The sequence below is a fragment of the Mycobacterium liflandii genome (assembly GCF_022354805.1).
Classification (GTDB): Bacteria; Actinomycetota; Actinomycetes; order Mycobacteriales; family Mycobacteriaceae; genus Mycobacterium; species Mycobacterium marinum.
Genome location: NZ_CP023138.1, coordinates 3601676 through 3625308 on the forward strand (window position 1 = coordinate 3601676; position 23633 = coordinate 3625308).

Consider the following 23633-nt stretch of genomic DNA (forward strand, 5'->3'; position numbering starts at 1 on the left):
GATTGGGCGGATGGTCGTAGGTATGCAGACACGGTGCCGGGCAGACGGCGCCATTCATCGGCTCTAGCGGCTAACACGGTTCACCAGGCGCGGACATCCCGTCGTACCGGAGGACTATTGATGGCCCCACGTGCCCACACCGTCAGGATGTCGGCCGCGCCTCACATCGGTGAGCATCGGTTCGCTGGCGGTGATCGATGACCGCGCCGATCTGGATGGCGGCGCCGCCAGAGGTGCATTCGGCCCTGTTGAGCAGCGGCCCGGGCCCCGGTTCGTTGCTGGTGGCCGCGGGCGAGTGGACTTCGCTGAGCATCACCTACGCCGAGGCGGCGGAGGAACTTGCCGCTCTGCTAGCCGCCGTACAGGCCGGAGCGTGGGACGGTCCGACCGCCGAAATCTACGTGGCGGCCCACGTGCCATATCTGATGTGGCTGATACAGGCCAGCGCCAACAGCGCTGCAATGGCCGGTCAGCAGCAAACCGCTGCCGCCGCCTACACCGCCGCCCTGGCGGCGATGCCGACATTGGCGGAGCTGGGGGCCAACCACACGATCCATACGGGGCTGGTAGTCACAAATTTTTTCGGCATCAACACCATCCCAATCGCGGTCAACGAAGCCGATTACGTGCGGATGTGGATTCAGGCCGCCGCGGTCATGGGCGGCTACCAGGACGTCTCGGCCACGGCGGTGGCTGCCGCGCCGCAGCCCGCCCCGGCCCCGCCGATCATGAACGCCGCCGAGCCGGCGGCTGCCGCCGCACAGGCAGCGGAGCTACCTCCCGACCGGCAAAGCCAGTTTCTGCAATGGCTCAAGGACATCGGGTATGTCGACCTCTACAACAAGCTGATCAAGCCGTTCGTCGATTGGCTGGCGAACATCCCCTTCCTGCAGGCGCTGTTCTCCGGATTTGACCCGTATCTGCTCACCCTCGGCAATCCGCTCACCTACCTCAGCCCGCTCAACATCGCCTTCGCCCTCGGCTACCCGATGGACTTTGCTACGTATGTCACCCTCCTGTCACAAACGTTCGCATTCATCGGTGCCGACCTTGCCGCCGCGTTCGCGTCGGGCAATCCCATGACCATTGGCCTCACCATCTTGTTCACCAGCGTGGAAGCCATTGGCACGATCATCACCGATATGATCGCGCTGCTGAAGACCCTGCTGGAGCAGACCGCTGTGCTTCTCGCGGCCCTGGCACCGATGTTGGCCGCTCCGCTGGTGCCGTTGGCGGCCGGCGCGGTGCTGGTGCCGCTTGGTGCCAAGGGGTTGGCGGCGCTGGTCGCCGTGCCGCCACCGGCGCTACCGGTCGCCGCGCCCGCCGCTCCGCCGGTCGCGCTAACCCCCAACGTCCCGCCCACTCCCCCGGCGCCAGCACCCGTGGACGCGAGCACCCTTACCCTCACGCAGGCCCCGCCGCCACCGCCGTCGACCGCACCACCGCCGGTAAGCGGTGCTGGTCTGGGAGTGGGGATGGAGAATTTCGGCTACATGGTGGGTGGCCTGGGCGCGGATGCCAAGAGCGCCGCACGTGCCAGCGCCCGCAAGAAGGCCCCGCGGCCCGATGGTGCCGAGGTGCCGGTCGTCGCGCCGGCCCAATCGGAGCCGGCTCGCTCGCAGCGCCGCCGGCGCACGAAGGTCGGCCAGCTCGGCCGCGGCTTTGAGTACATGGATTTGGAATCGGAGACGGCTCCCGACTCGATGACGGGCAGCGAGCGGATCACCACCGCGTCCGGCTTGGCAGGTAGTGCGGGGACTTTCGGGTTCTCCGGTGTCGCCGGCAAATCCGGCGACCGCACCGCAGCCGGGTTGATCAAGTTGGCCGGTGACGGGTACGACGACGGCCCGCGAACACCTGCGATGCCGAGCACCTGGGATGGCGACCCGGCGCCCTCGCCGGACTAGCCCTCAGACCTGGGTCGATGACCGCCTACGCCTACTGGTTCCGGTCGATCCACTGGGTGAGCGCATCCTCGAGCGCGGCCCCGACGCTCACCCCGGCAGCGGCGGCTGCCTGCTCGAAACGTTCGACCGCTTCCGTCGGCGCCGAGGCATTCAGCGGTGAGCGTTCGGGTTTTGGCTTCGGCGGCTGGGCTACCGGCACATGCCGAGCGGTAGTGGCCTCCATGGTCTCGCGCAGTGCGGGAATCTCATCAAGCAGGCGGGCGAGATCGTCGCGGCCGATTCGCAATACCTCGGCCGGGCCGGTTGTCGTTACTGTCGCAGACCGCAGTTTCCCACGGCGAAGCGCAGATTCACCGATCACTTCGCCGGGCCTTAGTACGGCGATGCGGTCCCGGCCGACGTAAACGCCGGCCTCCCCTCTGAGCAGGATGTAGCAGGCATCTGATGGAGTCTGTTCGCGGATCAAAGGCCACGGCACGGACTGCGAAATGCGCTGTGCCGCCTCCACGACACGCTCCAGCTCAGCATCGGAGAAGACGTCGAAAGCGGAGAATTCGCGTAGCCGACGGGCATCTTCGGCGTTGCTCTCGATGTCGACATCCATGCTGCGCCCCTGACCTGCGATGTGTCCTTGACATCGTGGAGCCTACGCGGGTTTTGCCCCGAGACGAGGACGAATTTTTGCAGGTGGCATGCCGACGATCCCGGCCCGCTCCGGTGCGCGACGGATCCGTTCGTTGGTGGACCGCCTACACCGCGGTTGGGGACTGCGACTGCCCGCCAAGCCCGTGACCGTTGACAGCGGGACCAGCGGGGGGCGGTCCGTCGGGTCCGCCCGGTCCGCCGGGGCCGCCCGGTCCGCCTGGGCCGCCGGGGCCGAATCCGGCAATACCGGGTCCGCCGGGTCCACCGGGTCCGCCCGGTCCGCCGGGGCCGCCCGGTCCGGCTGGATCAGGGGGCCCGCCCGGTCCGCCGGGACCGAATCCGCCAATACCGGGACCGCCGGGTCCGCCCGGTCCGGCTGGATCAGGGGGGCCACCCGGTCCACCCGGTCCGCCGGGGCCGCCGGGGCCACCGGGCCCAAGCTCGCCCATGCCGGGTCCACCCGGTCCGCCGGGGCCGCCGGGGCCACCGGGCCCAAGCTCGCCCATGCCGGGTCCGCCGGGTCCGCCCGGACCGCCTGGCCAACCTGGGCCGGGGTCGCGCGGGTTGGGTCCTTGGGGACCGAACTCCGCAAGACCGGACAGTTCAATTTTCGGGCTGTCTTGGGCGATGGCTGCCCCGGCTTGGGTAGCGGTGGCCATACCCGAACCGACTACCCCGAAGCCGGCGATTACTAGGGCAGTCGTTGCGGTGAAGTGCGCGAATCCTGTCATATGTGTGTTGATACACAGGCGATCTGAAACCAACCTGAAGACTGCAACTGTCGTCGGTGCTGCGCCCGGCGGACGAGGCCGAGTAGCGCCGGTCAGCTCTCAACCGTCCTGCCGGCGGGCGCTCATCGGCGAGATAGCCATGGCGGGTCCGCCATGGGCGAGAGTGCTGGATTAGCGTGCGCGCAGCGTGATGTCGGAGATCGCGGTACGGCTCTCCCCCTTGGTTGTGCCCAGCTTGCTGATCCACACCAGCACATTGGCCGTTTTCGTCGTGCTGTCCACCCGGATGCGGTTGTGCCCCGGATGAAGTGCCACGTTGGGCGTCAGCGCAGTGGTGTCGGACAGGCTGGCCGGAGTCGCGCTGCCGGCCGCACGGATCTGCACTTCGGTCCCGGTGCTGGGCACGTCGATGGTCACCTCGCTCAGCGCGGTCGGCTTGGCAAGCCGCAGTATCAGACCCACCCCCTGCTTGAAGGCGGGGAACGGGGTCGCATCGACATAGGTGTCGGTTGGCCACGCCGAGTTCGGGTCGCCGTCGATGGCGAGGCCGGCCTGCCCGGGATGATCGAGTGTACCACCCGGAGAGAACACGGTGGCCTGCTGCGCTTTCACCACCGGACCCGGTTCGCTGGTCGACCACAACCCGAACCCGTGGGTTAAGACAGCGGCCACCGCAATCGCCGCGAGCGCCAGCAGCGCCGCGACGATTGCGAAGGCCCGGCCTTTGCGTGACTTCGAACCGGGGGGTCTGGCCGGTGCGCTGGCCTCGCCCTCTTTCAGGCCCCCCTCGACCTTCAATGCCGACGATCGCCGTCGGCATTGATTTGCGGCGGTGTAGTTGACGACCGCATCGGCGAACAGCGTGCTGCCATCCCAGATTCCGCTGACCCCGACCGCGTCGCCGTTGGCGAGTTGCCCGGTGATTGACGTGCCGCGCAATTCGACCGGAATGACGGTGTGTGGTTCGCCGGTCGACTCGTAGCGCTGCACGCAGAACAACCAGACTTCTTCATCCTGCTCGGGTCCGGCCGGTCGCTTCTGGACCGAGACGGCGGTGCCGTCCACCGTCATGCGCTCCAGCCGCTTGGTGTGACGCGCCTTGCCGGCACCGGGCTGGTCGGCAGCACCGAGTGAAGCGGTGGACACGCCTGCCTCTGACGGGTGTGGCTGAGCTTGCGCCGACGGGGCCGTGCCGGACGGACGTGCGGGTTCTAACGCTTCGGCCGACATCTCCGCGTTGACGTCGAACGGCTCCGTGGATGTGGCGCCGCGGCGGGCCTGGTGCTCGGCGATGCTGCCGGGCCCCGCGGCAAGAGCCTTGGCGAAATCGATGCACCGGGGATACCGATCATCGGGATCCTTGGCCAGCGCCTTGGCGAACGCGGCATCAAGGTGCGCGAGTTTGGGGTGGCGCTTGGAGATCCGGGGCGGAGGCATGTTGAGGTGTTGGCCGACCACCACGGCGCGATTCGAGTGATCGAAGGGTGGCACACCGGCCAGCAGGTGGAAGGCCGTCGCCGCCAGCGCGTATTGGTCGGCGCGACCGTCAAGCGGCTTACCGGTAAGCTGTTCGGGTGCTGCGTAGGCCACGGTGCCGATGGCCATTTGGGCCTCGGTCAGACGGTGCTTGTCATCGATTTCGCGGGCGATACCGAAATCGGTCAGCAGTACCCGGCGCCGGGCGCTCTCGGATGGCTCTGTGACCAGGATATTCGCCGGTTTGACGTCTCGGTGCAGCAGGCGACGCTCATGCGCAAAGTCCAGCGCTTCGGCCACCGCGGTCACGATCTCGATGACGTCTTCCAGCGGCATTCCGGACCGGTAGCGCTGTTCCACCAGGTGGCGGGCGTCGGTACCGTCCACATAGTCCATCGAGATCCACAGCCGGCCGTCGAACTCGCCGCGGTCATGCACGCCGACGATGTGCGGATGCCACAGTGTGGCCGCGAGCTCGGCTTCACGGGTGAATCTGGCGCGGAACTCGTCGTCGTCGGTGGCGTCGAGGGACAGGATCTTGAGGGCGTCCAGACGGGGCAGACGGGGATGCTGGGCGAGGTAGACCTCACCCATGCCGCCGGTGCCGAGCAGCCGCTGAATGACGTATCCGGCGAAAATGTCACCTTCGTTCAGCGGCATATTCGAAAGCCTAGCCGGGTGGCTGCCGCGGCCCGTGGCCTGTCATTGGCCCGCGGGCAGGTCCGGTGCGACATCGACGGACGACCCAATCTCGACCGCCGGGGTGGGGTTCTCCGTGCGGCGGGCCCCGCGCGGAGCGCTCAGACGTCGATCACCCGGGCATCGGGGTGAACGTACTTCCAGGAAAACCAGTACTCGTCGGAGACCGCGATGGGCGTGAGGTTCGCATTGAGCCGACCGCGAGCACGGTGTCCGGTGAGGTCCCAGGTTGTTGCGCTGGTCTTGTCGTGCAGCAGCAGGTCCGCACCGAGGCTCAGAGCGACGTCGTGTCCATCGACGCGGGCCCGGAAACCGTTGACGGCACCGTGCACCGCGACTAGGTAGCAGCCCGTCTCCGGGTCCTTCACCACGCCATGCTCGAGCAGCTTGTCCTTGACATAGACCGGGCTCGGGCGGCCTGCGGACTCCAGAACGCCGACGACCCGGGTGCGGGCTGGCATCGACTGATCGCGGTCCTCGCGCCGCAATCCCGGTGTGGCCTGGCTGGCGAGGATCCGCCGCCACACTCCGTGGATGGGCAGCTCGAACGGCCGCAGATCCTTCTCGGTGACGTCGACAACCTGTGGGAGCGGCTCGAGCTGTTTCACATCGGCCCAGGAAAGGATCTGAAACGAAATCATGTTCAGCGTGTGCGGATGCAGCGGGCCGACGATCGAGCTGAAGGTGCCCTGTTGGAAGAACGTCTTGGTGCGCCGGTCCGCGACGATCATGTTGGCGTTCTTGAAGGAGCCGACGAACAGCGGTCCGATGTCGGTGACGTCGAACGGAATGATGCTGCGACACATGGCGCAGTACGTCAGCGAAACGGTGGCCTCGCCGAAGCGGTCGTTGACGATGTGGTGGTGGATCACATAGTCGAGCGGGTACGCCTTGCTGACTCCCTGGTACTCGATCAGGGCCAGTTGCATGTCGTCGTGCAGGGGCAGCCGCAGCGCATCCGGTGCCATCGGTGGGAAGTCCACCGCGGGGAACACCACCTCCTGGTGCAGGCGGTAGGTGAACACCGTTGCCAGCGCCAATAGCAGCAGAGGCCACAGCGCGGCGAGTGGAAACGTCCCCTGCCGAAGGGCCGCCCACCCGACGACGAGAACGCCCACGGCGAACAAAGTCCACACCGCAGGCTTACGCACCCGGTAGTGGTAGTAGACCCAGGGGGCGGGAAAAGCCGGGATGAGCGTCAGATAGAACGCGCCGGTGCTGACGACGAGTGCGACCAGGGCCAGAACGTAGAGCAGCGCGAGCATCATGCATCCCTTTCGTCGAGCAGGACTTCACCGAATCGGTCCAGCAGGCCCATCGCGGCGCGCAGAGTGTCCCGTTCGGCCGGCGTGAACTCCCCCATCGCCGCGGCTAACCGCCCAAAATGGTCGGGCGCGATTTCTGCGACGAGCCGGCGCCCCCGCTCGGTCAGTTCCACCAGCTGATTGCGCCGGCTTGTCGGATCGGCGCTCCTGCGCACCAGTCCGGCGCTTTCCAATCCGTTCACGATCCCGGTCACGGTGGGTCGTCGTACGGCGATGCGTTCGGCGATCGCCGAGGGCGTATGGCGGCCCTCTGGCGCCGCGCCCAATGTGATGAGCACCGCGAACCGGCCGGACGACAGGCCGTACCGCTGCAGGTGGCTTTCGACGGTCCGCACCAGCCGAACCGAACCGGCAAACAACGCGGTGCCCAGTTCCGCGTCGTCGACGGCGAGTCCGGGTGCGGACGCGGCGACCCATTTCAGCGTCTCTTGCCTGGTGGTCTCGATCGGCTGCGGCAGCTGAGGAACCTTGCGCGTCCCGGACATAGTTAGGAGCCTAATCATTATTGGGCGCGGCGTCGAGACCGCACCCAATCGCTCCGGCATGCTCGGCTACCGGGGCTTGGTTGTGCTGGAATCGGGGTTATGACGCAGGCAGAGCCTTTGACCATGCCGCTGGAAGACGCGATGCGCACACAACGGTCGATTCGACGGCTCAAGAGCGACCCGGTAGACGACTCGCTGGTACTGCATCTACTGGAGCTGGCCATGAAGGCGCCGACCGGTTCCAACGCGCAGAATTGGGAGTTCATCGTCGTCAAGGACCGCGAGGTGGTCGCCAAACTGGGCCGCCTCAATCGCCGCGCCATGCAACTGTTCGGCCCGATCTACCGGCGTTCCATCGCGCGCCGAGGCGACGAGAAGATGCTGCGGCTGCAGAAGGCCGTGCAATGGCAGGCGGACCACTTCGAAGAAATCCCGGTTGTCGTGGTGGCCTGCCTCAGGGGCGTCATCGCGCCCTGGCCGCGGATATCGACCAGCAGCGCCTACGGTTCCATCTATCCCGCCGTGCAGAACCTCTTACTGGCCGCGCGTGCGGCGGGACTGGGCGCGGGGCTGATCACCGTGCCGCTGTGAAGCACGGTGCTGGCGCGGCGTGCGTTGGGCCTTCCGTGGAACGTGACGCCATGCGCGGTGGTGCCGCTTGGATGGCCGATCGGTAAGTACGGGCCCACCACGCGCCGGCCCGTCGCAGAGATCGTTTCGCTGGACAGATACGGCAATCGAGCGTTCCGGTAGGAACCGGTCGCCGGACCCGAATTGCGACCATCCGCCGGGCATCGGATCCGTGAACCCGCGGCGCGGCAACCCTGTGGCGCGCTACGCCCTTGGCCCTACGCTGGCGGACATGGCTATCGAATCCACCATGCTTGCCCTGGGCACCCCGCACCGCACTTCTCACTGCCCAACCCGGCCACCGGAGCCACGGTCAGTCTCGAGGAGCTGACCGGTCCTGCGCTTGTCGCCACCTTCATCTGCAACCACTGCCCCTATGTCCAGCACGTCGCCGCCGGGCTCGCGCAGCTCGGTCGTGATCTGGCGGATCAGGGTGTGCCGATGGTCGGCATCTCCAGCAACGACGCGGTCACCTACCCCCAGGACGGGCCGGACCAGATGGCCGCCGAGGCTCGCCGGCACGGGTGGACGTTTCCCTACCTCTACGACGAAAGCCAGGACGTCGCCCGCGCCTTCTCCGCGGCCTGCACACCCGACACCTTCGTGTTCGATGGCGAGCGCCGACTCGTCTACCGTGGCCAACTCGATGACTCACGCCCACGCAACGACCTGCCGGTGACGGCCGCCGACATCCGGGCCGCCGTCGATGCCATCTTGGCGGGGCGTGCGGTGCAGCCCGATCAGCGGCCGTCGATCGGCTGCGGCATCAAGTGGCGCTGAGCACGGCGCCATTTGCCGGTTCGCCCCGGCGCTCGCCGCTCAAGCCAGGCCGAGAAGCTGCAGGTCGCTGGCGTACTTGGCGATGATCGCCGGGCCGACATGGGGAATGTCGTTGTCGCGGCCGATTTTCGCCTGCCGTACCGCACCGCGAAACCGTGGTGCGGGCGCGATGCCGCCCCGGATCGGCTCGGCGGGTTCTCGATAGTTCTGCAGCAGCGGAAGCAGTGAATGACGACGCTTGCGATCCGGCAGCGCGTGCAGCGCCGTCTCGAATCGACTCAGCCACTCGCCATAGTCGGGAATGCGCCGGATGGGGCAACCGGCATCGACTAGCCAGTCGACGTACTCGTCCAACCCAACGCCGTCGTGGTGCGGATTCGCCACATGGTGGACCTGGAACCCGTCGTGGCGCCGCGCCCCCAGGGTGGCCACCGCCTCGGCGATGAATTCGACGGGCAATCCGTCGAAGTGGGCGGGCTGGCGTTTGCCGTCGGGGCCCAGCCGGTAGAACGAGGCGGGCGCGATCCCGGTGGCCGCCACACTGAGCATCAGCCGGGTGAAGGTATCGGCGAGGTTGAGCTGGCCGGCGTAGCTGGTGTCCGCCAGGATCATGTCGCAACGAAAGACCGTGACCGGCAGTCCGCACAGATTGTGAGCCTCACGTAACAACACCTCGCTGGCCCACTTGCTGGTGGTGTAGCCGTTGGCATAGCTATCATCGATGGTTCGGGTGCGGCTGATCTCCCGGATGTCGGCGTCTTCGGTGAATGCGGACGGTTCGATCTGGTTGGCCACGCTGACGGTCGAGACGTAGGCATAGGGCTTGCGTTTGGTGGTGAGTGCGAGGCGGAGCAACTCGGCGGTGCCCGCCACGTTGGAGGCGAACAGCTGCCGGTACGACAGCACGTGGTTGACCAGCGTGGCGGGGTCGACGATCAGGTCGACCGTGTCGGCCAGTCGCTGCCAGGTTGGGCCGTCCAGACCGAGACCTGGTTCGCTCTTATCGCCGGCGATGACCTCCAGGCGGTCGACAGCGAGCTGCCGAAAGTGCTCGGGCAGCCGCGGATCGCCGCTATCGAAGGCCGTATCCAGCCGAACCCGGGCTTGTTCGTCGGACGCGGCTCGCACCAGACAGATCAGCTTGCCGCCGACGGCCCGCAACCGGCGCAGCCATTCCAGCACCAGGTAGCGTCCCAGGAATCCGGTTGCGCCGGTGAGTAGCACCGTCCGTGCCCGGGCATCGGCAGCGGGCAGGCTCGTGGCAGCTGCGAGCGTCTTGGTGTCCAGGAACTTGGCCAGTTTCAGGTCGCCGGCGTGTACCGAGGTCGCCCGCGGCGCGTGCACCGACGCGAAGCTGGGCCCCGACCATCCGGCACCGCGCCGGCTCTCGACGTGGCTGGCCAGCGCCCGCAAATCGGTTGCCGGGCCGAGGATCACACCGACCGGAACATCGAAACCGTAGATGTCGTATAGCAGGTTGGAGAACGTCACCGCCGATACCGAATCCCCGCCCAGATCTTTGAAGTGGGCCTCGGGCCGCGGCTCGGTGGTCGCCGTGCCCAACAGCGCCCCGGCGGCACGCCTGATGGTCTCGAGCGCCGGCAGCCGCCCACCGGTTTGGCGCAATCGGTGCAGCCGGCGGGTCTGGCTGTCGGCCAGCTCGGCGTACAGCAGCTCCAGACGTGCGCCATAGCGCTGCGTGAGGTGCGGCCGGGCCAGCTTGTGGATTGCGGTGAGCGGGCCGTTCTGCGGTGTGAAGGGGGTTGTCTCGACAATGAAGTCGCGTGGGATCTCGTAGGGTGCCAGACCGGCCGACATGGCAACGCGGTGCAGCGATGTATGGAGCTCGGCCTTGAGTTCGGCGCGACCGTGGCGCGACTGTGCGTCCTCGGTGGGCACGACTACCGCCAGTGGGTAGGCGCGAGCACCGTTTGCATAGACGAAGATCTGCCGGACCAACGGGCTATTGGCAAATATTGCTTCTAGTCGCGAGACCGCGACGAACTCCCCCTGCGACAGCTTCAGCACGTTGTTGCGCCGGTCGAGGTAGGCGAGCCGATCGGGGCCGACTTGGGCCATGATGTCACCGGTCCGGTAGAAGCCGTCCGGGTCGAAGACCTGGGCGCCGTCTTCGGGGTCCCGGTAGTAGCCGGAAAACAGTGTCCGCGTTTTGACCAGCAGTTCGCCTCGCGGATATGGCCGGTCGGTAAGGAAATAGCCCAGTTCCGCAACGTCGACCAGCTTGTAGTCGATCACCTGGGGACGCTGAACCTCGTTGTTGATGATGACCGTTCCGGCTTCCGTGGAGCCATAGCCCTCCATGACGTCCAGATCGAGCAGGGATTCGACGGATGCTTTCATCTGCTCGGAGATTGGCGCGGAGCCCATCATCGCCAGCGCATACCGTCCGCCGAGCAGCACCTGGCGTAGGTCGGCCGCCACGCGAGCCTTCAGCGCGCCCGGGTCGGCGCCCTCGGCTGTGCCGTCCCCGAGCCGACGGTCGACTTCGCGCCCAAACCTCTCCAACAGCATGTCCCAAATGCGCGGTGGAAAGCCCAATTCGGTGGGCCGGACCAACGCGAGATCATCGAAGAGCGTCGAGAGGTCGCTGCGGGCCGTGAAATACGCGGTGCCGCCGTTGGACAGCGTCCCGTAGAGCACCTGGCGGCCGTTCGCGTGGCTCATCGGCATGAAGTTGAGGGTGATCGAAGGAGCGGTTCGTTGTTCGGTCGGTTCGACCTCGGCTTTCGAGGTACGCCAGAAGTCCGCCACCCGGTTGCGGGTGTAGACGACGCCCTTGGGTGCCCCGGTGCTTCCGGAGGTATAGATCAAAAGCGCCGGTGCATCAGCGGACTGGGCGCCGCAATCGGCCTCGGCCGGCCGCACCGTTCGACCGCGCGCGATGATGGCGGTGAGCTTTTCGACGGTCACCGGGATGGCGGCCAGGCGCGCGCGAGCGGCTTCGAGGGCTTCGCGGTGTGCGTCGAGTTCGGGGCGGTAGTCGAACACCACCACCCGGTGTGGTGCGCGGTGCGACAGCACCAAAGAGATTGCATCGGGCAGGTTTTCGGTACTCGAGGCGATCAGGCTGGGCTGGGTCTCGGAGACGATATGGCACAGCTGGGCGCGGGCCGCATTCGTCGGCAACGGAACCGATACCGCGCCGAGCAACGTCAGCGCCAAGTCGATGGTGGCGTAGTCGATGCTCGCGAATCCCAGCACACAGACCCGCTGACCGCGATCCGCAAGTGCCTCGGCGGCGAATGCGTTGGTCAATGCATTGGTGCGGTTCCACAACTCCCGATAGGTGATGGTCTCGAACTCCGCCAACAGCTGCGCCGAGCTACGCCCGGTATTCGGATCGGTAACAACGCGCGTCGCCCGCTGCCCAAGTGCCGGACGTTGCGGGTATCCGTCCATCACCGTTTGAATGATCTGTCGTAATCCCAACCCGGACTTGCTGATTGCGATACCGACCGTCGTACTGGGCCGGGCGGCGGCGAATTGCGCATCGGTGTAGTAAAGTTGCTCGATGCGACGAGCGCTCCGCTGTGCACGGGTATCCACACAGGTAATTGACAACAAACTTCACCTCCCGTGGAGGTTGACCCGGATAAGTGGCAGGCCCCTACTACTACCCTAGGGGGTATGGTATACCCCGAAGGGAGATTGATGATGAGGATGAAAGTTCGGCCAACCCGATCGCCTTGGCTCCGGCCCGTAGATGACGCGGAGGCGAAGCTGACGCCGGCTGAGCAGGCCGTGCTGAAGTTGCTGTGCACCTAAGTTTCAAAGCGCGTACCGCGCCTTTCCGGGCGGAATTTCAGGGGCTCGCACACCTGGGCCCGGAAAGGCGCCTCCCTTCGGAGGTCGGAGATCTCCTGTGAACACGATGCATTGGGGCAAGACAAGTGTTGACCATCGCAGCGTCCGACACCAGCACGGTGAGCGACAGCTACCGCTTACCGAGTCCGAGGCCCACGGGATGGGTTTGCTCGAAGAGCTAGGCCTGACGGCGCAGTTCCGCTACTACGGGGGTGACCCCACCGCGTGGCACTGCGAGTTGTTCGACACCAATAGCCAAGCCCGGCAGGGCATCGGGTTCGGCAAGGGCCAAGTCGCCGAAGCGCGCGTCGGTGCCCTCTACGAAGCGCTCGAGCACTACCTGATCCATCGAGAGAGCTTGACCCCGTTCAATATCGAGTTACTGCCCTGCGGGCAAATCGCGCACTCGGCGCTATCCGGCGAAGCGTACGCGGCCATCCTCGCCGACCAGCCCGACAACCACATCGCCTGCCGGCGATATCAAACCATCGACGGCAGCGACACTTTGGCTATACCGCAGTTCCTGTCCAATCCATGGTGGGCGGAGGCGGCCACCGCCGAACGGCGTGCCGAGGTGGGCGACACCGCGGACTACACAGCGGTGGCGCGCTATTCGTCCAACAACGGTTCGGCGATCGGCACGAGCCGCACCGAAGCCACCGTGCACGCGATAAACGAGGCCATCGAGCGCGACGCATTGTCGTTGTTTCTGGCCAAAACGTTTCTTGCCGAGGAACCCGATGCGCCGGTCGCGCTGGCAACCGAAACTCTGCCGAACGAGCTGCTGGAGCTGCTGCGCCGGGTTCAAAACCGAATCGGCCGCCAGGTCTGGCTCATCGACATCACCACCGACTTGGGAGTACCCAGCACCTTGGCGTACTCCCCCGGTTCCCGAGTCCGGTATTTGCTGGGCAGCGGAGCCTCGCTGTCGCCGGCACTATTCGGTCTATCGGGCCCTAACCGAGCTGGTTCAAGTCCAGCTCGAACAAGAGCGGGCCGGAGCCGGCCAGGCCGCCAAACGTGTGCTGGCGATAAGTCAACTGGCTGACTATCCGGGGTTACAGGCCGCCATGGCGCTCGATCTCAGCAGGTTCGCCACCTCCATGTCCGCGACGGGATTTATCGACACCCTCGTGGCGTCCACCCCAGACGAGCACCTACAGCAGTTGCTGCAGATGTTGCACTCGCGCGGCTTCACTGCCTACTTCCGGCACCTACACACCAGCTCCAACGGGGTCACCGCAGTCCACACCCATATCCCCGGCCTGGAACACTTCCACCTGATCACCGACGCGGCCGTGGTCCCCGGCCAACGGGGCCTGGCCGCCATCGGACTGCGCTGACAACGCATTGACGGCGCTGGCATCAGCACCGGCAGTTAGGGCCCTGACGTGCGGAAGCTCCGACCCCACCGGCACCCCCGCCGCCGATATGTAAGCATTTGGGAATGATCGCACGCAGTTTTGCTCGCATCCTTGGTGCCGCGGTGGTGGCTTTGGGAGTGCTGAGCGCACCCATCTACAGTCCGTCCGCCACTGCCGACCCGTGCTCCGACGTCGCGGTGGTTTTCGCCCGGGGCACCCACCAGGAACCCGGTCTCGGCAACATCGGGCAGGCTTTCGTCGATTCGCTGACCTCGCAGGTCGGCGGGCGCTCAGTGGACGTGTACGCGGTCAACTACCCGGCCAACGACGACTACCACACCAGCGCGTCGCTCGGTTCCGACGATGCCAGCGCGCACATCCAGGGCACCGTCGCCAACTGCCCGAACACCAAGATCGTGCTCGGCGGGTACTCGCAGGGGGCGACGGTAATCGATCTGGCCAGCACCGCGATGCCGTCGACGGTGGCCGATCACGTCGCGGCGGTCGCCCTGTTCGGTGAGCCGTCGAGTGGATTCTCGAGCATGTTGTGGGGCGGTCAACCGCTGCCGACGATCAACCCGCTCTATGGCGCCAAGACGATCAACTTGTGTGCCGCCGATGACCCGATCTGTACCGGCGGCGGCAACATCATGGCGCACGTCTCCTACATTCAGGCCGGGATGACCGACCAAGCGGCCTCATTCGCGGCCGGCAAGCTCAACTGAACTTGCCGCCGCGGCACGGGGCCGCGTTGATCGTCTGAGGCCACTACGGGTTGTTGAAGACCGTCGTCCCGGTACCGGCCGGGCTGTAGTCGATATACACCGGCTGCATCCAGAAGGGCAGGAACCCGGTGTTCATCAGGCCCGACGAAATCACCGTCGGCTGGTAGTCGTTCGTGCTGTAGTGGTAGACCTCGTTGGTCATCGTGGAGTCGGTATAGACGGTGATGTTGGTGTTGGCAGGCAGGGTCGAGCCGCCGATCACCGAGGATGGGATGGTTCCCATCACGCCGCCGGAATCGATGATCGAGGGAACCGCGACCGGCGCGCCGCCATTGACCGACACCCACAGGGTGGATATCGGCGCTCCGCTCACCGAGAAATTGGGTGTCAGCGGGTTGGGGCCGAACACGAGCTCGCCGCCCTGCATGTCGATGAGCAACCCCTGACCCAGGCCTCCGCCCAGCGCCTGAGTCGGGATGCTGGGGCCCGGGCCCACCGCGTTGGGGCCGACCCCGAGCACGCCGTCGACACCGGCGGACTGGAAGTATGCGTCGAACGGGGTGGTCAACGGATTGCTCCACAAGGCGTTGAGCCAAGTCGTCAAGGCGTACGGCGACGTCGGGATGGAGAACAGGACAACGTCGACACCGGTGGTCGAGGTGACGATTCCATTGCCGAAATCCACCGTGGTGGGGTACGTGGCGAATAGGTAGGTCAGTCCCCCGCTGTAGGCGCTCATGCTGATTCCGCTGGGTAGCCCCATGCGCAGTAGCCCCAGTGGGCCGCCGACATCCTTGACTTGCATCACCAGTCCGGCGGATCCGGTGTCAATCAGAACCGGGGTGCTGTGTCCGCCGTTGACGTTGACGTTGACCACCGGTTCAGTGACGTTGACAACCTCCAGCGGCACGGTACGACCGTCACCGCCCGCACCGCTGACCCCGTAGTCACCCAGCAAGAAGCCACCGGTGCCGCCCGCACCGCCCGTTCCGAGATCTCCGCTGATGCCGAGGCCGCCGGCGCCGCCGTTGCCGCCCCCACCGAACAGGCCCGCCGAGCCGCCGAGTCCACCTGTCCCACCGGTGCCCCCGGCGTTGGCGCCACCCGTCCCGCCGATTCCACCGCTACCGAAGAGCCATCCGCCGTTGCCGCCGGCACCACCGGTCGCGCCGGCACCGCCGGTGCCCCCAGCGCCACCGTTGCCGATCAGCCCGGCCGAACCACCGGCCCCGCCGACTATCCCCGACCCAGTCTGGGAGTAGCCAATGCCGCCGTTGCCGAAGAGCAGCCCGCCGGCTTCCCCGTTGGGGCTGGTGGCGGTCCCATTCGCTCCGTTGCCGATCAGGGGACGCCCGAGCAACGCTTCGGTGGGCGCATTGATTGCCCCGAACACGTCGCGTCCCAGCGTGTCCAGTACCGACACGGACTGGGCCTCGGCGGCCGCGTATGACCCGGCCGATGAGTTCAGGGTCAGGGCAAACTGCTGTTGAAATGCGCTGAGCTGCGTGCTGATCGCCTGGTATTCCTGGCCGAATCCGGCAAACAACGTCGCGACCGCGGTCGATACCTCGTCGGCCGCTGCGGCGGCCAGGCCCGTGGTCGGAACGGCGGCTGCCGCATTCGCCGCGCTCAGCGCCGATTCGATGCTCTGCAATTCTGCAGCCGCTGATGTCAGCCACTCGGGCGCCACCACCAGAAGCGACACGCCGCTCCCCTCCGCATCAACCCTTGATGTTGTTGCGAGTAAGACTATCCAGATACCCGCTTCCCCACCCCGGTTTTACGCACAGGTCACACCGCGATTCGCCTTCCCGCACCGGTCTGGGGCCGCGATCGACTCGCTCCGGCCACCCGCTTGTGCGAGGTAAAGCGGACCGATCGCGATTATTTCTGCGCTTGTTGGCCGCGACGCAGTAGTCTCTGCGCGCGAGGGCACCAGGCGGCGGAGACGAAGGGTCGGGATATGCGATTGGTGGTCGATCTCAACAAGTGCCAGGGCTACGCCCAGTGCGTCCCGCTGGCGCCCGAGGTATTCAAGCTGGTTGGCGAGGAAGCGCTGGCATATGACCCCAACCCCGACGACTCCCAGCGGCAGCGGGTGTTACGTGCGGCGGCGTCGTGTCCGGTGCAGGCGATCATCCTCGAGGTGGACCCGCCGGCAGATCGGGACACCAAATGAACCCGGGGTCGTTGGTCGGCCAACTCGTCGACACCTTCAAAGCCCAGGGACGCGTGGTCATCGTGGGCGCTTCGCTGGCTGGCCTGCGCGCTGCGGAAGCATTGCGGGACAGGGGTTTTGCGGGGCATCTCACTATCATCGGAGACGAGCAATACGAACCCTACGACCGGCCTCCGCTGTCCAAGCAGGTGCTCAAGGGTTGGGTGCCGGCACACCACACGAAGCTGCCCCGGCTGCGTCCGGTTGACGCGCAGTGGCGGTTGGGCGTGGCGGCGGTGGGTCTGGACCGGTCCACCCGCCAGGTGCTGTTGGCCAACGGTGAACGGGTGGAGTACGACCGGTTGCTGATCGCTACCGGAACCCGGGCGCGCCCCTGGTTCAACCCGCAGGAGGCTGCGCTCGAGGGTCTGTTCACGGTGCGCACTTGCGATGACGCCGAGAAGCTGGCCGCGGCCTTGAAACGGCGGCCACGCCGGGTGCTCATCGTCGGCTCGGGTTTTGTCGGGTCGGAGATCGCTTCGGTGTGCCGGGATCTCGATCTCCCGGTGACGGTGGCCGAGCGTGGCAAGGCGCCACTGGTCGGTGCGCTTGGCGGCGTGATCGGCGATATCGCGGCAAAGATGCAGTTGGAAGCCGGAGTCGACCTGCGGACCGGCGTGGCCGTAGAAGGCCTCGAGGGCGACGCGGAAGGACACGTCCGGGCGGCCCGCCTTTCCGATGGAACCGTGCTCGACGTGGACGTGGTGGTCGCCTCGCTGGGCTCGATCCGCAACGTCGAATGGCTCGAAGGCGCGCAACTGGCAAGCGGGTTCTGGGGGGTGGCCTGCGATGCGGGCTGCCGCGCATTCGACATCAACGGAGTGGTGACCGACAACATCTTCGTCGCCGGAGACGTAGCGCGGGCCCCGCATGTGCTCTACGAGTACGAATTCATGTCTCAAGAGCATTGGGACAACGCTGTTTTCGGTGCCGAGGTGGCAGCCAACAACATGATCAGCCTGGAAATGGGTCGGCGCCCGCACCTGCCGCTGCCCTCTTTCTGGTCGGGGCAGTTCGGCGTCAACATCAAGAGTGTCGGCGTGTGCTCATTCGGCGACGAGATCGTATTCACCCAGGGATCGATCGAACAACGTCGCTTCGCGGCCGCATACGGCTACCGCGGCCGCATCGTCGGCGCGGTCACGTTCGATCACGGCAAGTGGCTGCCCTACTACGCGAGCCTGATCGAGCAGTCTGCCCCCTTCCCGCCGCCCCCGCCGGGCTATGACTGCCCCGTCAGTTGCGAGCCGATGCCGGCCCGGTTCCCGGACCCACGCGAACCGACCGCAATGCCCGATGTGGTGCTGACCGGACACGATCCGACCTCGCGGGGTGCCGAATTCCGGCCCCGCCGAGGCTGACTTGCTGCGCAACTGGTGACATGAGGATGTGAGGAGATGGCGATGAATGCCGAAACCGCTTGGGCCGAGGCGATGAAGTTCGAGAACCGCCCCAACCCCTATCCCTATTTCGACGAGTTGCGCAAGACGCCGGTGGCCAAGGTTGCCGAGAAGACCTATGTCGTCACGGGCTACCGCGAACTGCTCGCCCTGGCTCATGACCCGCGGATCAGCTCCGACATCACCCGAAGCCCTTCGGGTTTCGGTGGTGAAGCCCCCCAGCCCGAACCGGGCAGCGAACACGTGCAGGCCTACGGACAAGATGCCAGCATCATCGTCTCCGACCCGCCCGATCATGACCGGGCCCGCCGGCAGGTGATGCGTCATTTCGCCCCGCCCCACTCCCCCGATCTGATTCCAAGCATGGAGCCGTTCGTGGTGCGGCTGGCCAACGACCTCCTGGACCAGGCCAGCGCGCGCGGTAGCACCCGCCTAGACGTCGTCGAGGACTTTGCGTACCCCATACCCGTCGCCGTGATCTGCAAAATCCTCGGCGTGCCGATCGAGGACGAGCCGAAATTCCACGCCTGGATCTTCGATTTCATGGCGGGCACCGACCTCGGCCCCGAGGGGGACACCGAGGAGGGACAGGTGCTGGCCGAGAAAGGCCGGGTCAGCACCGCGGCATTGACGGACTATTTGGGCGACCTGGTGCGCAGCTATGCAAAGACCCCCGGCGAGGGCTTGTTGCCCAAGCTCCTGCACGACGACGGACCCCATGGTCCGATGTCGGTGCCAGAGACAACCGCCAACGCCCTGCTGTTGCTGGTCGCCGGCCATGACTCGACGGTCAACACCATCACCAACTGTGTGATGACGCTGCTGCGAAACCCCGGCTCGTGGGATCTGGTGCGCCAGCGCCCGGAGTTGATTCCGCGCACCATCGAAGAGGTGCAGCGACTGCAGTCGGCGGTGCAGTTCTTCCCCAGCCGCAGCGCCACCGATGAAATCGAGATCGGCGGAACGGTGATTCCCGCGGGTTCGGCGGTGCATCTGATTTACGCCGCGGCCAACCGGGATCCGCGGCGATTCGACAAACCGAATCGGTTCGACCCGCTGCGCGAGGACAACGAGCATTTCGGTTGGGGCAGCGGGATCCACACGTGCATGGGTGGCCCGCTAGCTCGGTTGGAGGTCAACCTCGCCTTGGAGATCTTCCTGCGGCGGGTGCAGTCCCCCAAGCTGGTGGTCGACCCGCCTCCGTATCGGCACAATCAGATATTTCGCGGGCCCCGCCACTTGTGGGTGGATTTCGCAGCGATCACCGAATAAATTGCACGACTCAGTGAGCGGTTGCGCGCCTCGAGGGAGCCGGGGCGTGCCAGGAAAAAGGACAACTAGGTTATTTGTATCTTACGGCCACAGTTGGCGGTGGCCGCAATTTGCTAATCCGAGCAATACGTTGATTCCGCGGCGCTAACCATGGATGTCACGTCCGCGAACGTAATGCCTTTTTCGCCCAAGGTCGTGTGAATGTCCTGGGCTATCGCGTCCGGCGTCTTGCCGCTCATGCGGTCAGCGCAGATCTGGTGACCCATGGAGACGATGTCGGAATCGTCGCCCGCTGGCCAGGTAAATCCCAGCTTGTGCATCTGGGCGAGGAACGCGTCATCGGTCGCGTCGGCCGTGGCGACAGCGGTGCCGAATACTAGCGCGGCACCAACCGCGACAGGGGCAGTGCAGGCGGCTAGCCAGTGACGTGCAGACATGTCATGCCCGTCCTTTTTTTCTGGGATAAAGATCCGATGTGGAGTCAGCGAGTGTGCGCAGTACGTGAAACAGATTAAGCCCGCCGGCTTAGCTACGCTAGATCCAAAACTATTGCCCATTAATACTTATCCAAATTTCCAGGGTTAACCTGGGATATATTTCGCCACTGCATTGTTCTATTGCTGGTCCAGAACGCGGCGGGCGCTCGAAAATTGCATATTTCGGCGCGGGGAAATGCCGGCCATTTACCCGAACTTCCTGCGGTTCGTTCTCGGCCGCTGCGACCTGCAATCATGCTGGGCCGCAAGAGGTTTCGGCGCAGCGATCAACACCGGCTTTCGGCTTGCCGGGATCAGTGTGGCAACAGGCGTCAGGGCTCCGGCGTTGTTGATTAGCAGGCTTGTGAGCTGGGGAATTGTGGATTGAGGAGGTCTAGGCGGCGGTTGGCGGTCAAAGCGGTGATCCGGCAGGCTTCGGCGATGTTGTCGGCGCCGTTGAGGCGGTGCAGATTGATCGCGGTGTTGCGTAGCGTTGCTAGGACCTGTGCGCCGTTTCCGGTATGTGCCCTTTGACGGTCTTCGTCGAAGGTGACGTCGCGTATCCAGTGCAGGCTGTTCTCGATTCCCCAGTGTTGACGCATCCAGGTCATGATCGCGGTAGGGCGGGCGTGCTCGAACGGCAGGCTGCAGATGGCATAGACCACCTCCACGCTGCGCTGGTCGGTGGCGGTGATCAAGCGTTCACGAGTGATCCGGATGATTTGTTTTGCGTAGGGGAAGCCGATTCCTCGTGCAGCGGTGATGATTTGCAGGGTGCGGGTCTCGACACGGCCGTGGCCGCGGGAGTCGTCGGTAGCGGCTGCGGGCACCTCGGCCCAGGGCAGCGCGGTGATACGCGCAAGTATTTTGGCTTGGTTGGACTTGACGATCATCAGGTAGTGCGACTTCAAGGTGGCGCAGATCAACTTCGCGGTGACGACCTGGGTATGCATCGCATCCACGGTGACCAGCCACCGCAAGCTACCCGGCAGCAGCGTGAGCAGGGCACGTACGCAGGGAATTTCATTGCTTTTCTCGGCGACAGCGAGTTGACCGAGCACCAATCGGGCACGGTGGGCGAACACCGACACGAGATGCGTGGCTGTCGCTTTGGCGCGTAAAGCACCACGCAGCATCTTGCCGTCCAACGCGATCGGCACCAATCCACTGGGGTCGCTGCTGGCCACGTGTGCAGTGAAGTAACTGCCCATCCTGGCGTTGAGGTCGGCGGGGTCTAGCCGAGACAAAACAGCGCGGAAGGTCTTCTCACTGGGCCGCCGGAACCGGACCCCTAATTAGGCCAACACATCATCGGGAGCGGTGGCCGCCCATGTAGCAAAACCAGCATAGCCGCGCATCCCCGCGGCAGTGGCCAGAACCGCGATCGCCAACAAAGCCATCAGCGAATACCTCCGACCGCGTGGGTCCCTCGGGTCTGGCACCGAGACCAACACATCGAGAAACTCCGATCCGATGAGCTCGCTACGCTCACCAGGACTCCAGCGGTCGAACACCTCTGGAACCGACGACACAGGCAATACTGAAACGGTAGGCACGGGCAACTCCAGACCAACGACGAACAGTAACCAACTCGATCGTTCTCCAGATAGCCCGTGCCTACACTCCGGCCCCAATAGCGCGGCACCAAAGATCATCAACCCAGCTCACAAGCCTGCTAATCAACAACGCCGGAGCCCTGCAACAGGCGTTGCTTCTGCTCGGTGAACTCCTCCTCGGTGAGGATTCCCGAATCGCGCAGGGCCGCCAGCTCACGTAGCTCAGCGGCAATGCTGGTGATCGGCCCGGTTGGCGCACCGGTCTGCGGCGCTGCCTGATCACGGGTGGTAGCGCCGCCGGGCCGGTCTCGCCGTCCCAGGCCGCCGGTGCCGGCGATCGCCCGGCCCGCGACACTGGCCAATGCCATCTGTCCCAATAGGCCTCCGCTGGAGGCTTCGGCGGCGGCCGCGACGCTGGTGCCGGGCAATTCCAGGGCAAGCGTGCGTATTGCCGGCGCCGACACGGTCCAGGCTGACGGTACCGAGAGCCCACTGATGGAATTCGCCTCACCCAAACCCGCCGATATCGCCGACCCGCCCAGGTTGGTGATCGCTGCCGGGAATGGGGTTGGTGGCACCGAAGCCAGCCCCGGCCAGGTCTCGAGCCCAGCCCACCCACTGACGATGTCGTCGGTGTGTACACCGATCAGATAGCCGACGATATCGTAAGGCAGGGCCGTGATCCCGACAAATGAGTCGACACCAAGTCCCGCTGCGCCAATTTCCGGGTCGATGAACAGCCCGCTGAGGTCAGACAACAGATCCAGCAGCTCCAGCGGCGTCAGCGTTGGGAGCGCCGCCGGTGCGGCCAGGCTGTTGAGCGTATTGGGGACGGCGGCCAACGCCTGCGGCGTGCGCGCCACGGTGGACTGCACGTTGCCCGCCGACGTCTCGGCGACTTGGGCGACTGCCGCCGCTTGCGTCGCTAGCCCACTGGGAGCGGTGTCCGACGGCGGTGAGTCGAAAGGCGTCAACTGCGTCGCGGACGCCGACGAGCCGGCGTAGCCATACATCGCCGCGGAATCCTGGGCCCACATTTCGGCGTACTGCGCCTCGGTACTGGCGATTGCCGGGGTGTTCTGACCGAAGAGGTTGGTTGCCACCAACATCATCAGCAGAGCGCGGTTGGCCGCCACCTCTGGCGGTGGCACCGTCTCCGCGAACGCTGCCTCATAGGCGGCCACTGCCGCCGCGGCCTGACTGGCCGCCTGTTCGGCTTGGGTGGCAGTGATTCTGGTCCATGCCACGTACGAGGCGGCGGCAGCAGCCATCGACACCGATGACGGACCGACCCAAGGGCCGGTAGTCAACCCCGCGACCACCAACTGATACGAGCTTGCTGTCGAATGCAATTCGGCCGCCAACCCGTCCCACGCCGCCGCGGCGGCCAGCATCGGCCCGGACCCGGGACCGGCATACATCCGGGCAGAGTTGATCTCTGGCGGTAGTAGTGCGAAATCCATCTCGTGTCACTCCGATCGGTCTAGCGAACGCCAGCGTGTTGGCGGCGTCGGTGACGGCATCCTAGGTTGCTCGGCCACTACCAAGTCGGCTAACGGCCGCCCTCCCAGGAACATGACACGTCCTTGAAACACGACAGGTCGGTCAACCCCGGGGTCCGGTGCGCTTTCCGAATGGCCTGGATCCGCGGTGCTTTGTCATCGCGGTATAGACCGGGTAGACAAGGGTGATGCGGCTGGACCACATCGTTTTGTGGACGACAGATCCCCGTGCCTCCGTGGATTTCTACACCCAAGTAGTGGGGCTTGCGCCGGTACGGGTCAGCGAGTTCGAGGCTGGAGACGCACCGTTTCCGAGTGTGCGGGTTTCTGCCGACTCCATCATCGACCTGCTGCCGCCGGATAGCGTTGCCGACACCGAAACCCTCACCGGAGGCCCGGGCAGCGCCGGCCATCGGGTCAACCACGTCTGCCTGGCTATGACGAAAGCCGAATACGACGCGCTCGATCAGCGCTTGCAGGCGGCCGGTGTGGACACCAGTGCGCGGCTTAACCGCAGCTATGGCGCCCGGGGATGGGCGCCGCAGGGATATTACTTCGCAGACCCGGACGGCAATGTGGTCGAAGCCCGGTACTACGAGTGACCAATCGGCCTCGCG

Annotated in this window: 17 protein-coding genes and 3 pseudogenes; 11 read left to right on the forward strand and 9 right to left on the reverse strand. The window is 65.6% G+C overall.

What is annotated here, in order from left to right; all coding sequences use genetic code 11:
* Positions 1–197: 197 nt before the first annotated feature.
* On the forward strand, positions 198–1907 hold the full coding sequence (locus CKW46_RS16150) for a PPE family protein (RefSeq protein ID WP_482052133.1): 1710 nt from the start codon (positions 198–200) through the stop codon (positions 1905–1907).
* Positions 1908–1938: 31 nt separating this feature from the next.
* Here CKW46_RS16150 and CKW46_RS16155 read toward each other — a convergent pair whose 3' ends face one another.
* Complete coding sequence (locus CKW46_RS16155; RefSeq protein ID WP_117436866.1) at positions 1939–2511, reverse strand: cyclic nucleotide-binding domain-containing protein; 573 nt, start codon at positions 2509–2511, stop codon at positions 1939–1941.
* Positions 2512–2599: 88 nt separating this feature from the next.
* Between CKW46_RS16155 and CKW46_RS16160 the strand changes: the two genes are divergently transcribed.
* The gene (locus tag CKW46_RS16160) at positions 2600–3247 is read left to right on the forward strand and encodes a TrbL/VirB6 family protein (RefSeq protein ID WP_482052134.1); all 648 of its coding nucleotides are present in this window, start codon (positions 2600–2602) and stop codon (positions 3245–3247) included.
* 207 nt (positions 3248–3454) lie between these two features.
* Here the strand turns inward: CKW46_RS16160 and CKW46_RS16165 are convergent, their stop codons facing one another.
* The 3 genes from CKW46_RS16165 to CKW46_RS16175 all read right to left on the reverse strand — a co-directional run bounded on the left by CKW46_RS16165 (position 3455) and on the right by CKW46_RS16175 (position 7268).
* Entirely contained in the window at positions 3455–5419 is a 1965-nt protein-coding gene (locus CKW46_RS16165) for a serine/threonine-protein kinase (protein ID WP_482052135.1), read from the reverse strand.
* 140 nt (positions 5420–5559) lie between these two features.
* On the reverse strand, positions 5560–6723 hold the full coding sequence (locus tag CKW46_RS16170) for a DUF3179 domain-containing protein (RefSeq protein ID WP_117436873.1): 1164 nt from the start codon (positions 6721–6723) through the stop codon (positions 5560–5562).
* Positions 6723–7268 (reverse strand): MarR family winged helix-turn-helix transcriptional regulator, encoded by a 546-nt coding sequence (locus CKW46_RS16175; protein WP_012394635.1) that lies wholly within the window; start codon positions 7266–7268, stop codon positions 6723–6725. Before CKW46_RS16175 ends, CKW46_RS16170 begins: the two co-directional genes overlap by 1 nt.
* Before the next feature lie 123 nt (positions 7269–7391).
* On the opposite strand from CKW46_RS16175, the pseudogene CKW46_RS16180 reads away from it, so the two are divergent.
* Together CKW46_RS16180 and CKW46_RS16185 are read left to right on the forward strand one after the other, a co-directional pair.
* Positions 7392–8021 (forward strand): annotated as a pseudogene (locus CKW46_RS16180) (nitroreductase family protein).
* 109 nt (positions 8022–8130) lie between these two features.
* Positions 8131–8678 (forward strand): annotated as a pseudogene (locus CKW46_RS16185) (thioredoxin family protein).
* Between the two features lie 39 nt (positions 8679–8717).
* On the opposite strand, the gene car reads toward CKW46_RS16185, so the two are convergent.
* Positions 8718–12245: a carboxylic acid reductase gene (car, locus tag CKW46_RS16190; protein WP_482052136.1), complete on the reverse strand. Its 3528-nt coding sequence runs from the start codon at positions 12243–12245 to the stop codon at positions 8718–8720.
* Positions 12246–12570: 325 nt separating this feature from the next.
* Between car and CKW46_RS16195 the strand changes: the two genes are divergently transcribed.
* The 3 genes from CKW46_RS16195 (at position 12571) to CKW46_RS16205 (ending at position 14592) form a co-directional block, all read left to right on the forward strand.
* Positions 12571–13551, forward strand: a complete 981-nt coding sequence (locus CKW46_RS16195; protein WP_482053425.1) for a YcaO-like family protein — start codon at positions 12571–12573, stop codon at positions 13549–13551.
* Complete coding sequence (locus tag CKW46_RS16200; protein WP_252872531.1) at positions 13469–13846, forward strand: YcaO-like family protein; 378 nt, start codon at positions 13469–13471, stop codon at positions 13844–13846. The genes CKW46_RS16195 and CKW46_RS16200 overlap by 83 nt, the downstream gene beginning before the upstream one ends.
* Before the next feature lie 104 nt (positions 13847–13950).
* Positions 13951–14592 carry a cutinase family protein gene (locus CKW46_RS16205; protein WP_020725426.1) on the forward strand — a complete coding sequence of 214 codons (642 nt, stop codon included), beginning with the start codon at positions 13951–13953 and terminating at the stop codon, positions 14590–14592.
* 43 nt (positions 14593–14635) lie between these two features.
* On the opposite strand, the gene CKW46_RS16210 is transcribed toward CKW46_RS16205, so the two are convergent.
* Positions 14636–16297, reverse strand: a complete 1662-nt coding sequence (locus tag CKW46_RS16210) for a PecA family PE domain-processing aspartic protease (RefSeq protein ID WP_015355774.1) — start codon at positions 16295–16297, stop codon at positions 14636–14638.
* Between the two features lie 258 nt (positions 16298–16555).
* On the opposite strand from CKW46_RS16210, the gene CKW46_RS16215 reads away from it, so the two are divergent.
* Genes CKW46_RS16215 through CKW46_RS16225 form a run of 3 tightly spaced genes read left to right on the forward strand, consistent with a single transcriptional unit; the run spans position 16556 to position 19482 of the window.
* Positions 16556–16771 (forward strand): ferredoxin, encoded by a 216-nt coding sequence (locus tag CKW46_RS16215; protein WP_015355775.1) that lies wholly within the window; start codon positions 16556–16558, stop codon positions 16769–16771.
* Positions 16768–18171, forward strand: a complete 1404-nt coding sequence (locus CKW46_RS16220) for an NAD(P)/FAD-dependent oxidoreductase (RefSeq protein WP_012394628.1) — start codon at positions 16768–16770, stop codon at positions 18169–18171. Before CKW46_RS16215 ends, CKW46_RS16220 begins: the two co-directional genes overlap by 4 nt.
* Before the next feature lie 42 nt (positions 18172–18213).
* Entirely contained in the window at positions 18214–19482 is a 1269-nt protein-coding gene (locus CKW46_RS16225; RefSeq protein WP_482052137.1) for a cytochrome P450, read from the forward strand.
* Between the two features lie 113 nt (positions 19483–19595).
* On the opposite strand, the gene CKW46_RS16230 is transcribed toward CKW46_RS16225, so the two are convergent.
* The 3 genes and pseudogenes from CKW46_RS16230 to CKW46_RS16240 all read right to left on the reverse strand — a co-directional run bounded on the left by CKW46_RS16230 (position 19596) and on the right by CKW46_RS16240 (position 22977).
* Positions 19596–19919 (reverse strand): DUF732 domain-containing protein, encoded by a 324-nt coding sequence (locus CKW46_RS16230; RefSeq protein WP_020725423.1) that lies wholly within the window; start codon positions 19917–19919, stop codon positions 19596–19598.
* 392 nt (positions 19920–20311) lie between these two features.
* Positions 20312–21514: pseudogene (locus CKW46_RS16235) on the reverse strand (ISAs1-like element IS2404/ISMul1 family transposase).
* Positions 21515–21633: 119 nt separating this feature from the next.
* On the reverse strand, positions 21634–22977 hold the full coding sequence (locus CKW46_RS16240) for a PPE family protein, SVP subgroup (protein WP_117437163.1): 1344 nt from the start codon (positions 22975–22977) through the stop codon (positions 21634–21636).
* 227 nt (positions 22978–23204) lie between these two features.
* On the opposite strand from CKW46_RS16240, the gene CKW46_RS16245 reads away from it, so the two are divergent.
* Entirely contained in the window at positions 23205–23618 is a 414-nt protein-coding gene (locus tag CKW46_RS16245; protein ID WP_015355779.1) for a VOC family protein, read from the forward strand.
* Positions 23619–23633: the final 15 nt, after the last annotated feature.

Excerpts from the sequence above, each read along its gene's own strand:
- CKW46_RS16220 (WP_012394628.1), top strand. The coding sequence starts at position 16,768 with ATGAACCCGGGGTCGTTGGTCGGCCAACTCGTCGACACCTTCAAAGCC.
- CKW46_RS16175 (WP_012394635.1), bottom strand. The coding sequence starts at position 7,268 with ATGTCCGGGACGCGCAAGGTTCCTCAGCTGCCGCAGCCGATCGAGACC.
- CKW46_RS16225 (WP_482052137.1), top strand. The coding sequence starts at position 18,214 with ATGAATGCCGAAACCGCTTGGGCCGAGGCGATGAAGTTCGAGAACCGC.
- CKW46_RS16150 (WP_482052133.1), top strand. The coding sequence starts at position 198 with ATGACCGCGCCGATCTGGATGGCGGCGCCGCCAGAGGTGCATTCGGCC.
- CKW46_RS16245 (WP_015355779.1), top strand. The coding sequence starts at position 23,205 with ATGCGGCTGGACCACATCGTTTTGTGGACGACAGATCCCCGTGCCTCC.
- CKW46_RS16205 (WP_020725426.1), top strand. The coding sequence starts at position 13,951 with ATGATCGCACGCAGTTTTGCTCGCATCCTTGGTGCCGCGGTGGTGGCT.
- CKW46_RS16195 (WP_482053425.1), top strand. The coding sequence starts at position 12,571 with ATGCATTGGGGCAAGACAAGTGTTGACCATCGCAGCGTCCGACACCAG.
- CKW46_RS16230 (WP_020725423.1), bottom strand. The coding sequence starts at position 19,919 with ATGTCTGCACGTCACTGGCTAGCCGCCTGCACTGCCCCTGTCGCGGTT.
- CKW46_RS16215 (WP_015355775.1), top strand. The coding sequence starts at position 16,556 with ATGCGATTGGTGGTCGATCTCAACAAGTGCCAGGGCTACGCCCAGTGC.
- CKW46_RS16160 (WP_482052134.1), top strand. The coding sequence starts at position 2,600 with ATGCCGACGATCCCGGCCCGCTCCGGTGCGCGACGGATCCGTTCGTTG.
- CKW46_RS16240 (WP_117437163.1), bottom strand. The coding sequence starts at position 22,977 with ATGGATTTCGCACTACTACCGCCAGAGATCAACTCTGCCCGGATGTAT.
- CKW46_RS16155 (WP_117436866.1), bottom strand. The coding sequence starts at position 2,511 with ATGGATGTCGACATCGAGAGCAACGCCGAAGATGCCCGTCGGCTACGC.
- CKW46_RS16170 (WP_117436873.1), bottom strand. The coding sequence starts at position 6,723 with ATGCTCGCGCTGCTCTACGTTCTGGCCCTGGTCGCACTCGTCGTCAGC.
- CKW46_RS16165 (WP_482052135.1), bottom strand. The coding sequence starts at position 5,419 with ATGCCGCTGAACGAAGGTGACATTTTCGCCGGATACGTCATTCAGCGG.